We start from the raw sequence: 12,880 nt of genomic DNA on the forward strand, positions 1-12,880 counted from the left end.
TGCCGGACAGGTTCGGCGCGACGCAGAACCGGTGGCGAAGGAAGGGGGGTGGAGCGACACAAACGGCTCCGGAAAGGGGCGAGTCTCCCTCATCGCTGCCGTCAGGCCTGCCCTTGGGTTTGTACCCTCGTGGCGCGATGATCAATTTATCAGCGCTGCGAACATTTACGATCAAAAACGATCAGTCAAGTCCTTGGTCATAAATAGCGCTGCTATTTTTATGAAAATGTCAAATATCATCGTTTCACGGGCAAAAATGCCACATAATATTTCAAAAATGGATCGAATTTGACCAAATTATGACGATAAAATAGACAAATATATTGGTGCAATTGACATAAATACAAATTTAATACTTCTTAAAAATGTATGGTTTTATCAGTGATATGTTTATACTAATTACAATTCTGTATTTATAAGAGTCACTGTTGATGTTAGGGTCTAAAATTGACGGCGTGTTTAATTTTCAAATTTGAAATATTCAAATTATGTCAAAAATGATCATCATTTTGAGACGCGAAACCGCCGCGTGACCCCCAGTTTAGAAAGCGTCACCACTGCGCGCAGAAAAACACGCTTCACAGGCCGCCACAGGCGCTCTAAGACCGCCTGATGGTTTCAAATGTGCACAATCCGGCTTCGGTGATCGGCTTACGCGGCGTGACCCGGCGCTTCGTCTCCAAAAGCGGCGTGCAGGCGGCGCTCGACGGCGTCGATCTCGATATCGCGCGCGGTGAGGTGTTTGGCATTATCGGCCCGTCGGGGTCCGGCAAATCGACCCTGATCCGCCTGCTCAACCGGCTGGAAACGCCTAGCGAAGGCCGGGTAGAGGTCAATGGCCTCGATCTCAGCGGTCTGGATGCGCGCGCTCTGTTGGCCCTGCGGCACAAGATGGGCATGATCTTTCAGGCTTTCGGGCTATTGTCGAGCAAGACAGCGCTGCACAACGTCACCTATGCGCTGGAACTGGCCGGGACGGGGACGTCCGCCACCCGCCGCCAGCGCGCGCTTGATCTGCTTGATCGCGTCGGCCTCAGCGCCCACGCGCAGAAATACCCGGCGCAGCTTTCGGGCGGCCAGAAGCAGCGTGTGGCCATTGCCCGCGCTCTGGCCAATGCGCCGGACATCCTGCTGTGTGACGAAGCGACCTCGGCGCTCGATCCGGAGGCGACCCAGGGCATACTGGCCCTGCTGGCCGAACTGAACCGCGAACTGGGCCTGACCATCGTGCTGGTGACGCATGAGATGGAGGTGGTGCGTCAGGTGTGCGACCGCGTGGCCGTTCTTGATCACGGGCGGCTGGCCGAGGTCGGCACGGTGGAACAGGTGCTGTTCGCCCCGGTGAGCGCCGCCGGTCGCGCCCTGTCGAAGCATATCCTGCCGCCACCGCCCGACGGGGTGGGCGAAGGCGCGGTCACCCTGACCTATTTCGGCGAGGTGGTCTATTCCGACGCCCTGTCGGCGGCCGTGCAGGGGCTTCAGGCGCGCTTCAGCGTCCTGTCCGGGCAGGTGTCGCACCTCAAATCCGGCCCCTATGGCCATATGATCGTCGATATGGCCGGTCCTGACCGCGCCGAAGCGCTGGCGCGACTGCGGGCGCGCGGCGTCAGCGTGACGGAGGCGGTCCAATGATAGGATCTGAGTTTTTTGCCAATATCGACCCGGCGGAAATCGCCCGCGCCAGCGGTGAGACGCTCGGCATGGTCGGCGCATCCTTGCTGCTCAGCCTCGCGTTGGGCCTGCCTCTGGGCGTGTGGCTGTCGGTCACCAGCCGTCAGGGCTTAAGCCCCAATCCGCTCCTCTATGGCCTGCTGAGTTTTGCGGTCAATGTGCTGCGCTCCATCCCCTTTGTCATCCTGTTTATCCTGCTTATCCCGGTCACTCTGGCGCTGGTCGGCACGTCCTTGGGGGTGAAGGGGGCCATTCCGCCGCTGGTGCTGGGGTCGGCGCCATTTCTGGCGCGGCTGGTCGAAAACGCCCTGCGCGAGGTCGATCGCTCGGTCATCGAGGCCACGCAGGCGCTGGGGGCCTCAAAGCGCCAGATCATCCTGCACACCCTGCTGCCCGAAGCCCTGCCGGGCCTGATTGCGGCGGCGACGGTGACGGCCATCGCGCTGGTTTCCTATACGGCCATGGCCGGTGTGGTGGGGGCGGGCGGCCTCGGCGATCTGGCCGTGCGCTATGGCTATCAACGCTTCCAGACCGATGTCATGGTGGTGACGGTGGTGCTGATCATTGCCCTGGTTCAGGGTCTGCAAATGCTGGGCGATGCGCTGGTGGCGCGCGTCTCGAAGAAATAAGGAAGATACTCATGCTGTCTCGTCGTCATCTTATCCTGACCGGTGTTGCCGCCTCTGCTCTGGCCGCCTGCGGCAAGCCGGCCACCAAGGGCAATGTCCTCAGTGTCGCCGCCACCGCCGTGCCGCACGCCGAAATCCTCAAGATCCTCACCCCTGATCTGGCGGCCAAGGGCATCACGCTCGATATCAAGGTCTTTAACGACTATGTGCAGCCGAACCTTCAGGTCGATCAGGGCCTGATCGACGCCAACTATTTCCAGACCCTGCCCTATCTCGACTCGTTCAATAAAGAGCGCGGCACCAAGCTGGTCACCGTTGTCGGCGTGCATGTCGAGCCGTTTGGCGGCTATTCGCGCAAATATAAGACGATTGCCGACCTGCCGCAGGGCGCGGTCATCGCCGTGCCCAACGATGCCTCGAACACCGGGCGCGCCCTGATCCTGCTGCACAAGAACGGTCTGATCACACTGAAAGACCCCAGCAATATCAATGCGACGCTGAAAGACATCGCCGGTAACCCCAAGGGCTTTGTGTTCAAGGAGCTGGAATCGCCGTCCCTGCCGCGCGTCCTGCCGGAGGTCGATCTGGCCCTGATCAACACCAACTACGCGCTGGATGCCAAGTTGGACCCCAAGACAGACGCCCTGATCATCGAAGGGTCGGACAGCCCGTACATCAACTATCTGGTGGCGCGTGAGGACAAGACAAATGACCCGCGTATCAAGGCGCTGGCCGAGGCCCTGACCTCTCAGAAGGTCAAAGACTTCATTGCCAAGACCTATAATGGTGCGGTCATTGCGGCGTTTTAGAGCGAATTTCGTTCAGGTTGAATCGAAACGAAGTTCGGCGCAGCCAAATCCCGCTCTAACGCTTTGTTTTGTCGCGCATTTGATTTCGAAAACCGTTGCACACTTTCGGCTTCGCCGAACTCCGTTTCGGAATGCGCTCTAAAACCTGACAAACAGGTTGCGGAACCATTGCGGGCCTGAGCGTGAGGCTTCGCGCCAGTCGGCGAAGGTATCGGCCTCTTCGGGCGTATAGCCGAACGGGTTGAAGGTCTTGACCTTGCCCGCCTTGAAGGCCGCCGGTGAGGGGGTAACGAGCGTCAGGCCGTGCACGGCGGCGGTCGCGGCCATCAGCGCATCGCGGGAATCGCTCATATGGAGGGCCGCCCGGCGTCGGGCCACCGCCGCGTCGATGGGCAGGATGTGGTTTTCAAAGGCGCGCGGCACCTGTTCGTCCAGCCATAGCCGCAGCAGGCGTCCGCTTTCGGCGTCACGCTTTTCGGCCGCGGCGACGCTCGTTTCCATCTCCAGCAGGCTCAGCACCGACAGGAACAGGTGCTGACGCCCGATGCCCGACGCCCAGCGGGTCAGGCCCGGATCGGTGTCACCGGCCTTGGCCTTGCGCAGTTCCATAACGATGGGGGTATCGAGCAGGTACATTAAACCCCTCCCTGACGGTCCCAGCCATCCCCGGCGCGGGCGGCGTCGAGGTCGATCGTCACCCCTTCGCTGAGCGCCAGCAAATCGACCAAGGTCTCCGTCTGCCCCGACAGGGCGCGGTAGGCCTCAAAGCTCAACAGTACGTGAGTCGGCTTGCCCCGGTCAGTGATAAACACGGGTTCCGACAGGGCGGCGCGTTTGGCGCTACCGACATCCTGATTGAATTCCCGGCTGGAAAAGGTCGTCATTTTGCACCTACGTTGCTACAAATGAGCGCGCTAACATGTAGTGACGTTACTACATCGTGATCCATTGGCAACACATTTCAAACGCGCGATTTCAAAACGTTTTTTTAAACCGGCAACCGGTTGCGTCCGGCATGATTTCTGTGTCTGTCTCAGCCACCGGTCTCGCTCAAAAGAAGGCCGAACACAGATCAATCAGGGGATCACAGACACGCATGACCGTCGCCACACCCGACATGTGGGCTCACACGCTTGAGACCATCACCACCATCCTGTCGCCGCATGGGCCCAATGGCACCTATAATGCCAACGACTTCAGCATCCGTTTCTTCCTGCAAATCGGCCTGATCATTCTGGCGTGCCGCGTGGTCGGCTGGCTGGGTCAGAAGTTTCTGGCGCAGCCGCAGGTGGTCGGCGAAATGATCGCCGGGGTCATTCTGGGGCCATCGCTTCTGGGGCTTCTGTTCCCCGATCTTCAGGGGGCCATCTTCCCGAAGGAAAGCCGTAACGTCCTGTATGTCGGGGCGCAACTAGGCGTAGGCCTTTATATGTTCCTCGTCGGCTGCACCTTCCGCGCCGACCATTTTGCGCAGAAGGGCAAGAGCGCCGCCGCGGTCTCGTTATCGGGCATTACGGTGCCGTTTCTGATGGCGGTGCTGATCACGCCGTGGCTTCTCACCGTGCCCGGCCTGTTTGCCGAAGGCATTTCGCAGGTTAACGCCACCCTGTTCATGGGGGCCTGTATCGCACTGACCGCCTTCCCCATGCTGGCGCGCATTATCAATGAGCGTGGTCTGGCTAACTCGTCGCTGGGCACCCTGTCCCTGACCGCCGGTGCCTTTGATGACGCCGTGTCGTGGTGCGTACTGGCCATCGTGCTGGCCACTTTTGGCGGCGGGCCGGGTATCGCCGTGCTGGCCATCGGGGGCGGCCTGTTGTGGACCCTGTTCGTCGTCTTTGCCGGTAAGCGCCTTCTGGCACCGCTGGGGCGCATGGTCGAAGACCGCGGCGAGATGAGCCACACAGTTCTGGCCATCACCCTGATCGCCTTTGCGACTTCAGCCTTTGTGATGGACGCGGTGGGCATCCACGCCATCTTCGGCGGCTTCATTCTGGGCACGGTTATGCCGCGCGGCAAGTTTACCGAGGAACTGAAGAAAAAGGTCGAGCCGCTGACCGTGATCCTGCTGCTGCCGATGTTCTTCACCTATTCGGGGCTGAACACGCGCCTCGACATGGTCAATAATCTCGAACTGCTGCTGATCGCGCTGGCCATTCTGGCCGTGTCGATCCTCGCCAAGTTCGGGGCCTGCTATGCGGCGGCGCGCCTGACCGGCGAAGACAACCGCACGGCGCTCGGTATCGGTGCGCTGATGAACTCGCGCGGGCTGATGGAGCTGATCATCATCAATATCGGCCTGCAAAAGGGCATTATCGGCCCGGCCCTGTTCTCGATGCTGGTGCTAATGGCGATTGTCACCACGGTCATGGCCTCGCCGCTGTTCGAAGCCGTCTATGGCCGCAAGGCCCGCGAAAGCGGCGAGCTTGGGGCCTTGCCGGATCGGTCGCCGGACTAAAGGTTTAACATCCGTTTGGGGTTAAGATCAAAAAGAACCCCCACCACCGCATCTCACCTGATGTCGCTACGCGCATCAGGCTCGTACGGTCCCCCTCCCCAGCAAGCTGGGGAGGTATAAGAAGAGCACTTACGCCGACTCGGCAAAGCCCTCGGCGTAGATCTGACGGATCAGGGTGCGGTGCGGCGGCAGGTCCAGCGTCGCGCGTTCGCCGAAATTATGGACCTTGGCAAAGGTCCGGTTGGCGTCCTCGACATGCGGGAAGTGGTCGCGCGCCCCGCTGAGGTCGGTCCGGAAGCCCATGCCGTAAAGAATGTACTGATAGTTGAAGAAGGCGAAGGTTTCGACGTCAATCAGGAAGTCGAACCGGCTGGGCGGCCTGTAGCGCCATTGCTCCAGCAACTCACGCAACCGCTCAGGCCAGGTCTGCGGATCGGCATTGTCGCGCCAGAAGGACTCGCTACGGTGGCTCAGCGCGTAGTGCAGCTTGAGGAAGGTGACGATATTCTCGTAACGCGCCGTCATCAGGGCGTTGAAACGCCGGGCCGGGGCGTCGATAGGCCCGGCATGGGGGAACAGCTCGGCGATCATGGCCACGGCGACCTCGATCATCACGATGCCGGTCGATTCCAGCGGCTCCATAAACCCGCCGGCCAGCCCCACCGCCACGCAGTTGCCGATCCACGGGCGCTCGCGATAGCCGGGCTCGAACGCAATCTCACGCAGGTTCAGCGCGGCCTTGCTGCCCACATGGCGGCGCAGCGTCGCTTCGGCCTCATCGTCACTCGTGTGGTCGGTCGAATAGGTATAGCCGATGCCGCGCTGACCATCGAGGCCGATATCCCAGGTCCAGCCCGCCGCGTGCGCCGTGGCCACCGTGTAGCTTTCGATGGGGGCGTCGGGGCGCTCATAGGGCGCCTTGCACGCCAGCGCCTTGTTGGTGAACAGCGTCCCGCGCACCGAACGGAACGGCGACCCCAAGGCCTTGCCGATCAGTTCGGCCCGGAAGCCCGAACAGTCGATATAGAGGTCCGCCGTCAGCACCTCGCCCTCGGCGACGATGTGGTCGATCTGCCCTGTGTGGTCGAGCACCACCCCATCGAGCCGCGCCGGCTTATGCGCCACCCCAAGCGTGACGGCGCGTTCGGCCAGCACCCCGGCCAGTTGATGCGCGTCGAAATGGTAGGCATAGTTCAGCGGGCCGGAAAAATCGCCTTCGTGCGGGCGTTTGGGCGCGCGCCGCGCCTCGGCCACGCGCTTCTGAAAGGTTACGGCCTCGGCAAAGGGCTTGCGCGTCGCCTCGTCCTGCAACAGCCAGTAGGGGACCAGCCCTTCGCCTTCGGTATAGTAGGGGGCTTCGAACGGGTGGAAATAGTGTTCGTGCCGCCCGTTGACCGGCGTCTTTACCCAGTCGGCAAAACGGATGCCCTGTTTGAAGGTGGCGGTGGTGCGCCGCATGAAGGGCGCTTCGTCGATACCGATGAATTTCAGCGTCTGGCGGATGGTGGGGAAGGTGCCTTCGCCGACGCCGACGCTGCTGATCTCCGGCGACTCCACCAGCACGATCTCAAGGCGCGGCTGACGCTTGATGTCGAAATAGCGCGCCAGATAGGCCGCCGCCAGCCATCCGGCCGTACCGCCCCCCAGGATCAGGATTCTGCGCTTGCCCGTCATGGGTCTGACTATGCGACGTTTTGGCGGCGCGGGCAATCGGTGTGACGGATCACTGAGTCATCGCGCTGACCTCTGTGTCTGTGGGGGATGTAGCTTCGGCATCGCTGGCGCGCCGCCACGGTCCGGCATAGGACACAGGCGTACGTTTTCGCCGATCCGGTCCCGTATAGTGTGGTGTGACGATCCATTCGCGCTCACACGTTAGGACATGTCTCAGATGATCGAGCAGAACCTGCGCCGAGAAGGGCTTGGCGATGACCTCGTTGATGCCGGCGTCGCGCGCACGCACGATATTGCTGCGTTCAGTATGGCCGGTGATCAGGATGATCGGCACGGTGCGGTTGGGGCTGTCTGGGCTCTGACGCAGCAGTTTTGCTGTTTCGATACCGTCCAGTTGATCCATGACCAGGTCCAGGATCATCAGATCAACCGGACAGGTTTTTAGGATTTCAAACACTTCGATGCCGCTGCTGGCCTGTCTAACGGTTTTGACTCCTATGGATCGCAGCATTTCGGAGACCAGCTTGCGGATGTTCAGGCTGTCATCGGCCACCAGTACGCTGAGGCGCGACAGGTGGAGGTCTGCGATATCGTTCACAGTCGTCTTCATTATCCGTGCCTTTCATCTGTACACACGCCCTGCGGGGTGATGCGGGGGAGGTGGGGAGGTGTAGTTCCCCACCCAGGTGGCACTGAGGGTCACTTTCAATGACCCTTGGTAATCAGGCGGCGCGGACAGTTTGCAGGAACTTGTCCATCTCCTGATGCAGCCGCTCGGCCTGCTGCGCCAGTTCGGCCGAGGCCCCCAGCACCTGTACGGCGGAAGTGCCCGTCTGTTCCGCCGCCATGGCCACGCCGGTGATATTGGTGGTCACTTCCTGCGTGCCGATGGAGGCCTGATTGACGGCCTGCACGATCTCCTGCGTCGCCGCCGTCTGCTGTTCGACGGCGGAGGCAATGATGGTGTTGGTCTGGTTGATATGCGTGATGGTGCCGGAAATGTTGGAGATGGCTGCCGCCGCCTTGGCCGTCGCCTCCTGCATGTGGGCGATCTTGTCCGAGATTTCCGTCGTGGCCTTGGCCGTCTGACCGGCCAGCGCCTTGACCTCGGAAGCGACCACGGCAAAGCCCTTGCCCGCTTCGCCGGCGCGCGCCGACTCGATGGTGGCGTTGAGCGCCAGCAGGTTGGTCTGGCTGGCCAGCCCGGCGATCAGATCGACCACGTCACCGATGCTGACGGCCACCGTATTCAGCTCGTCCACCAGCCGTACCGCGCCGCTGGCCTCCTCGACTGCCTCAGAAGAAATGCTGGCCGAGGTTTCGACCTGACGCCCGATTTCGCTGACCGAGGCGCCCAGTTCTTCGGCGGACGAGGCCACTGAGGTGACATTGGCTCCGGCCTCTTCGGCGGCGGCCGAGACGGCGACCGATTGCGCCGAAGCCTGCTGCGCGGTGGTGGTCAGTTGCTGCGCCGAGGCCTGCATTTCGGTGGCCGCGCTGGACACCAGAGAGACGATGCTGCCCACCGACTTTTCAAACTCATCGGCCAGTTTGAGCATCATCTGACGTCGTTCCTGATCCTGCCTCTGGCGTTCGGCCTCGGCATCGGCGGCCTTTTGCAAGGCCTCTTCCTCGGTAACGATGCGGATGCGGTCAACGGCTCGCGAAATGTCGCCGATCTCGTCCTTGCGTCCCGCGCCAGCGATTTCGCGCAGCTTTTCGCCAGAGGCCAGCCGGCCCAGCGCCTCGGTCAGGCGGGTAATGGGATTGGCGACATTATTGGCCATGACGGCGATCATCGCGATCCCCAGCACCGCCACGATCAGGGCGCAGACGATTTCCCACAAAGAGTCGCTGCCGCCGCGCGCCTTGAGCGCATTGGACAGCTTGTCGGCATCGGCCATAACGACGGTGCGCGGTACGGTGATGATCACCGACCAGAACTGCCCGCTGCGGCCCAACTGAATGGGGGCATAGACGCGCATCTGATCGTTCTTTTTGTCGAAATCGACGGCCGAGCGGCCCGCCTTGACGGTATCCAGCGCCCCCCACGCCATCGGATCGACGGTCTGTACCGAGCCGCCAACGGCGTCGGGGAAGGCGCTTGAGGCGACCACCAGCCCGTCAGAGGTGACGATGGTCACATTGCCCTTGCCTTCATAGATCGACTTCTTCACCGACTGGGCCAGAACCTGTACGAAGGACAGGTCGAAATCGGCCCCGGCCACGCCCTTGAACTGGCCGTCGATGACGATGGGCACCGACATGGTGGCCAGAAAGACGGATTTTCCCTGCACGATATACGGCAGGGGGGCGAGGATGCTTTCCTGCCCATTGGCCTGCGGGCCGAGGAACCAGCCGCCCTTGATCAGGCCATTGGGGTGGCGGTCCTGACTGTCGTATTCGACCAAGGGCTGAAGCGCGATCTCGCCCTGCGCATTGCGGGTCCAGTAGGGCAGGGCGCGGCCCGTCGCATCGGAACCCACCTCCTTGCGGTTGGCATAGGCCCCGTCCGCCCCGTCCAGCGCATTGGGAGCCCAGGCGCTATAGGTGCCGTTAAAGCGCGGATTGTCCTTCAGCACCCCCAGCAGGATATCGTTCAGATGCTGACGCCGCTGAGCACGCGGCACGCCGCCGGGCCCAGCGATGACTTCGAGGCTGCGCGCCATGTTACGCGCGGCGGAAAAGGCCGTATCGACCTCGGTGCGGATCGTGCCGGCCTGCGCATCGGCCAGCCGCGTCAGGGATTCGCTGCTGTTGCGATCGAGCAGGCCCTGCACATTCTGGTTCACAAAATGCGCGGTCTTGCCAGATGAAAAGATGCCGAAGCCCACCAGGGCGCCGGTCGCCATCAGAAGACAGAGCGCCGACAAGGCGACGATCTTCGTTTTAACGGAATGTATGTTCATGTGCGTCCTCCAGCCGCCATAACGGCGTTAGGGGGATCATCGCGCCCACAATAATAAATGATGTATTAAGCGATTATCGCGTCGATGTTTTGTGTAATGATAAATAATGCGGCAAAATATCTCAGTGTCGCATATTGCGACAAGCGGTGATTTGTAATATGTGCTTATATAGTATTTGAGTTTAATTTATGAGAACGCCTCGCGCAAACGTTTATTTGTTGAGCCGGCGCCTCCGTTACGGCGAGTGGTAACAAATTACCGGGAAGGCATCAGGCGGAACAGCTCGAACATCTCCTGCAAGACGTTAAAGTCGATGGGCTTGACCAGATGCAGGTCGAAACCCGCTTTGGCCGTTTCACGACGGCGCGCCGCATCGCCCCAGCCGGTCTGGGCAATGATCTTGCCGCGACGGGTGCGCGGGTCGGCGCGCAGGGCACGCGCCACGCTCAGGCCGTCGATTTCCGGCATCCCCAGATCGAGCAGTACGACGTCCGGATGAAAGCTGCGCGCCGTGTCAATCGCGCTGAGACCGTCGAAACAGGTCCGCACCTCATCGCCCCACGACTCGATGGCCCAGCTTAAGGTCAGGGCCGAGGCCTGATTGTCGTCAACGACCAGCACCTTCAAAGACGCGCGTGCCGTGGCCGCCCCGTCTTTGCGTTCGTGACAATCAATCATGACAAACCTTTGAGAAAAATGATACTTTACAGAAGGCGCGCTTTACTGACGCGGCCCGTCCTTAACCGTAAGGGGCGTAAAAAATCAGTATTGACTGTCCTCGTTTACAGGTGGCTCTGCGGCTTGCGGATGCGGCGGAGCGCCTTGCGCGTCGCCTTGACGCGCTCGTCCTCGCGGATCGGGCCCTGGCTGTCCTTGCTCAGCAGGTGTTCGTCCGTTGTGCCTTCCGGCGGAAAGGGATCGCTGTTGTGACCTTTCTCTTCGGCGGTGTGGCTGATCTCTTCAGGGGTGGGGGAGCGGTGGTGCGTCATGATTTCTCCTCTCCCCCGGAAATCTGGGCGCAAAGGCATAAGACGAAAATGGCGGGCCGCGCGCAGGTTGTGAACACGGTATAAAGGCACTTTGTTCCCCAGATCTGGCTTGACCTCGTCTTGAGAAGAGATCGAAAAACAGGATCTTAGGCTGCATTTTTCGATTCAATCCGGACGCGATTTGTTTTAGGTTCGTTGCGCCAGAGGGCAATCGGAGGTTGATATGACGACGGTCAGGACGGCTCAGACACCATCCGCTGTGGGCGAGACGCCGCGGCCCTCTATCCTCATTGTCGATGACCGCTGGCAGAATCTTCTGGCGACCGAAGCCCTACTCAAGCCGCTGGGGGCCGACATCGTTACCGCTGAGTCGGGTGAGGCGGCGCTGAGCCTCGTGCTCGAACGCCACTTCGCTATCGTGCTGCTTGATGTGCAGATGCCCGGCATGGATGGTTTTGAGACCGCGCGCCTGATGAAGACCCGCCCCTCCATGCTGGGCGTGCCGATCATCTTCGTGACCGCCCTTTCCAAGGAGGACCACTACGCCACCGAAGCGGCGGCCATTGGCGCGGTGGACTATATCTTCAAGCCGATCAATCCCGACATCCTCAAATCCAAGGTGCAGGTCTATCTCGACCTTTACACTCAGCGGCAGCAGATCCTGCAACTGAACGCCACCTTGCGTCAGTCGAATGAGGAACTGGAACGCTTCGCCTATGTCTGCTCGCACGACATGAAGGAGCCGGTGCGCATGATGAACATCTATGCGGGCTTTCTGGCCGAGGATTCCGCCGAAAAGCTCGACGAAGATGGTCGTCGCTACGTTCAGTATATCCGCGACAACGCCACGCGCCTGAACCGCATGATCGGCGATATCCTCAACTTCTCCCGCGTCGGGCGCGAAGCCATCGAGGTCGAGGCGGTCGATACGCGGCGCGTCTTTGATGAGGTCTGCGCCGGTCTGGCCGGAGTGATCGAAGCCCAGCGTGCCAGGGTCACCTGCGGCGCCCTGCCGGAAATGCACACCTCGCCCACCCTAATGCGCGTCCTGCTGCAAAACCTGATCGGCAATGCGTTGAAGTTTCAGGACGGCCGGCGCATCCCGGAAATCCACGTCTCGGCGCGCCGCGAAGGCAAGGCCTATCGCTTCGACGTATCCGATAACGGCATAGGCATTGATCCGGCCTATGCCGATCGCATCTTCACCATTTTTCAAAGGCTGCACAGCGAGGACGAATTCCCAGGCACCGGGATTGGCCTTTCGACCTGCCGCAAGTTCGTGCGCCTCTATGGCGGAGAGATCAGTTTTATCTCGACGCCGGGCGAAGGCACGACCTTCACCTTCACCCTGCCACAACCGGCCCGTCTGTAAATCCTGAACCGGAGACGTCATGACGCTCGAACTTCTGCTGATCGAGGATAATGAAGGCGATGTCGAAATGACTCGTCGCGCTCTGCGCACGGCAGCGACCGAGTGCCGGGTGTCCGTGGCCGGCAACGGAGCGCAGGGGCTGGAGTGTCTGCGTCGCGAAGGTCGCTTCGCCGAGGCTCCCCGTCCTGACCTGATCCTGCTCGACATCAACATGCCGCGCATGGATGGCAAGATGTTCCTCAGCGAGATCAAGGCCGATCCGGCCTTCAAAGCCATTCCGGTGGTGATGTTCACTTCGTCGGAGTCGCCGACCGACATTCGCGACTGCTACGAGCGCCAGGCCAGCAGCTATGTCGTCAAGCCGTTTGA

At 60.9% G+C, this 12,880-nt stretch carries 13 protein-coding genes (1 of these 13 only partly in view); 6 read left to right on the forward strand and 7 right to left on the reverse strand.

Features of this window, described 5'->3' with window-relative positions; translation table 11 throughout:
• Positions 1-612: 612 nt before the first annotated feature.
• Genes EM6_RS11710 through EM6_RS11720 form a run of 3 tightly spaced genes read left to right on the forward strand, consistent with a single transcriptional unit; the run spans position 613 to position 3,109 of the window.
• Positions 613-1,632: a methionine ABC transporter ATP-binding protein gene (locus EM6_RS11710; RefSeq protein WP_126423231.1), complete on the forward strand. Its 1,020-nt coding sequence runs from the start codon at positions 613-615 to the stop codon at positions 1,630-1,632.
• Complete coding sequence (locus EM6_RS11715; protein ID WP_126423233.1) at positions 1,629-2,300, forward strand: methionine ABC transporter permease; 672 nt, start codon at positions 1,629-1,631, stop codon at positions 2,298-2,300. The genes EM6_RS11710 and EM6_RS11715 overlap by 4 nt, the downstream gene beginning before the upstream one ends.
• 11 nt (positions 2,301-2,311) lie before the next feature.
• Positions 2,312-3,109: a MetQ/NlpA family ABC transporter substrate-binding protein gene (locus EM6_RS11720; protein WP_126423235.1), complete on the forward strand. Its 798-nt coding sequence runs from the start codon at positions 2,312-2,314 to the stop codon at positions 3,107-3,109.
• Between the two features lie 138 nt (positions 3,110-3,247).
• Here the strand turns inward: EM6_RS11720 and EM6_RS11725 are convergent, their stop codons facing one another.
• Together EM6_RS11725 and EM6_RS11730 are read right to left on the reverse strand one after the other, a co-directional pair.
• Complete coding sequence (locus EM6_RS11725; RefSeq protein ID WP_126423237.1) at positions 3,248-3,745, reverse strand: PIN domain-containing protein; 498 nt, start codon at positions 3,743-3,745, stop codon at positions 3,248-3,250.
• Positions 3,745-3,993: a type II toxin-antitoxin system Phd/YefM family antitoxin gene (locus EM6_RS11730; RefSeq protein WP_126423239.1), complete on the reverse strand. Its 249-nt coding sequence runs from the start codon at positions 3,991-3,993 to the stop codon at positions 3,745-3,747. The genes EM6_RS11725 and EM6_RS11730 overlap by 1 nt, the downstream gene beginning before the upstream one ends.
• 212 nt (positions 3,994-4,205) lie before the next feature.
• Here EM6_RS11730 and EM6_RS11735 point away from each other — a divergent pair, with 212 nt between their 5' ends.
• The gene (locus tag EM6_RS11735) at positions 4,206-5,567 is read left to right on the forward strand and encodes a cation:proton antiporter (RefSeq protein ID WP_126423241.1); all 1,362 of its coding nucleotides are present in this window, start codon (positions 4,206-4,208) and stop codon (positions 5,565-5,567) included.
• A 129-nt stretch (positions 5,568-5,696) separates the two neighbouring features.
• On the opposite strand, the gene EM6_RS11740 is transcribed toward EM6_RS11735, so the two are convergent.
• From EM6_RS11740 to EM6_RS11760, 5 genes are all read right to left on the reverse strand, one after another.
• Positions 5,697-7,241, reverse strand: coding sequence for a tryptophan halogenase family protein (locus EM6_RS11740; protein ID WP_126423243.1), 1,545 nt, complete (start codon positions 7,239-7,241; stop codon positions 5,697-5,699).
• A 49-nt stretch (positions 7,242-7,290) separates the two neighbouring features.
• Complete coding sequence (locus tag EM6_RS11745) at positions 7,291-7,839, reverse strand: response regulator (RefSeq protein WP_232037159.1); 549 nt, start codon at positions 7,837-7,839, stop codon at positions 7,291-7,293.
• A 124-nt stretch (positions 7,840-7,963) separates the two neighbouring features.
• Positions 7,964-10,150: a methyl-accepting chemotaxis protein gene (locus tag EM6_RS11750; protein ID WP_126423247.1), complete on the reverse strand. Its 2,187-nt coding sequence runs from the start codon at positions 10,148-10,150 to the stop codon at positions 7,964-7,966.
• Between the two features lie 255 nt (positions 10,151-10,405).
• Positions 10,406-10,828, reverse strand: coding sequence for a response regulator (locus EM6_RS11755; protein WP_126423249.1), 423 nt, complete (start codon positions 10,826-10,828; stop codon positions 10,406-10,408).
• Between the two features lie 104 nt (positions 10,829-10,932).
• Entirely contained in the window at positions 10,933-11,139 is a 207-nt protein-coding gene (locus EM6_RS11760; RefSeq protein WP_126423251.1) for a hypothetical protein, read from the reverse strand.
• A gap of 223 nt (positions 11,140-11,362) precedes the next feature.
• Here EM6_RS11760 and EM6_RS11765 point away from each other — a divergent pair, with 223 nt between their 5' ends.
• Together EM6_RS11765 and EM6_RS11770 are read left to right on the forward strand one after the other, a co-directional pair.
• Positions 11,363-12,511, forward strand: a complete 1,149-nt coding sequence (locus EM6_RS11765) for a sensor histidine kinase (RefSeq protein ID WP_126423253.1) — start codon at positions 11,363-11,365, stop codon at positions 12,509-12,511.
• A 19-nt stretch (positions 12,512-12,530) separates the two neighbouring features.
• On the forward strand, positions 12,531-12,880 hold the 5' portion of the coding sequence (locus EM6_RS11770; protein WP_126423255.1) for a response regulator. Its footprint extends 70 nt past the window's final position; the window shows 350 of its 420 coding nt (coding positions 1-350); the start codon lies at positions 12,531-12,533; its stop codon lies beyond the right edge, outside the window.

Origin of the sequence: Asticcacaulis excentricus (assembly GCF_003966695.1) — a bacterium.
In the GTDB taxonomy this organism is placed as follows: domain Bacteria; phylum Pseudomonadota; class Alphaproteobacteria; order Caulobacterales; family Caulobacteraceae; genus Asticcacaulis; species Asticcacaulis excentricus_A.

Bases quoted from the DNA above. Each gene is read 5' to 3' on its own strand.
- EM6_RS11710 (WP_126423231.1), top strand. From the start codon at position 613: ATGGTTTCAAATGTGCACAATCCGGCTTCGGTGATCGGCTTACGCGGC.
- EM6_RS11715 (WP_126423233.1), top strand. From the start codon at position 1,629: ATGATAGGATCTGAGTTTTTTGCCAATATCGACCCGGCGGAAATCGCC.
- EM6_RS11720 (WP_126423235.1), top strand. From the start codon at position 2,312: ATGCTGTCTCGTCGTCATCTTATCCTGACCGGTGTTGCCGCCTCTGCT.
- EM6_RS11725 (WP_126423237.1), bottom strand. From the start codon at position 3,745: ATGTACCTGCTCGATACCCCCATCGTTATGGAACTGCGCAAGGCCAAG.
- EM6_RS11730 (WP_126423239.1), bottom strand. From the start codon at position 3,993: ATGACGACCTTTTCCAGCCGGGAATTCAATCAGGATGTCGGTAGCGCC.
- EM6_RS11735 (WP_126423241.1), top strand. From the start codon at position 4,206: ATGACCGTCGCCACACCCGACATGTGGGCTCACACGCTTGAGACCATC.
- EM6_RS11740 (WP_126423243.1), bottom strand. From the start codon at position 7,241: ATGACGGGCAAGCGCAGAATCCTGATCCTGGGGGGCGGTACGGCCGGA.
- EM6_RS11750 (WP_126423247.1), bottom strand. From the start codon at position 10,150: ATGAACATACATTCCGTTAAAACGAAGATCGTCGCCTTGTCGGCGCTC.
- EM6_RS11755 (WP_126423249.1), bottom strand. From the start codon at position 10,828: ATGATTGATTGTCACGAACGCAAAGACGGGGCGGCCACGGCACGCGCG.
- EM6_RS11760 (WP_126423251.1), bottom strand. From the start codon at position 11,139: ATGACGCACCACCGCTCCCCCACCCCTGAAGAGATCAGCCACACCGCC.
- EM6_RS11765 (WP_126423253.1), top strand. From the start codon at position 11,363: ATGACGACGGTCAGGACGGCTCAGACACCATCCGCTGTGGGCGAGACG.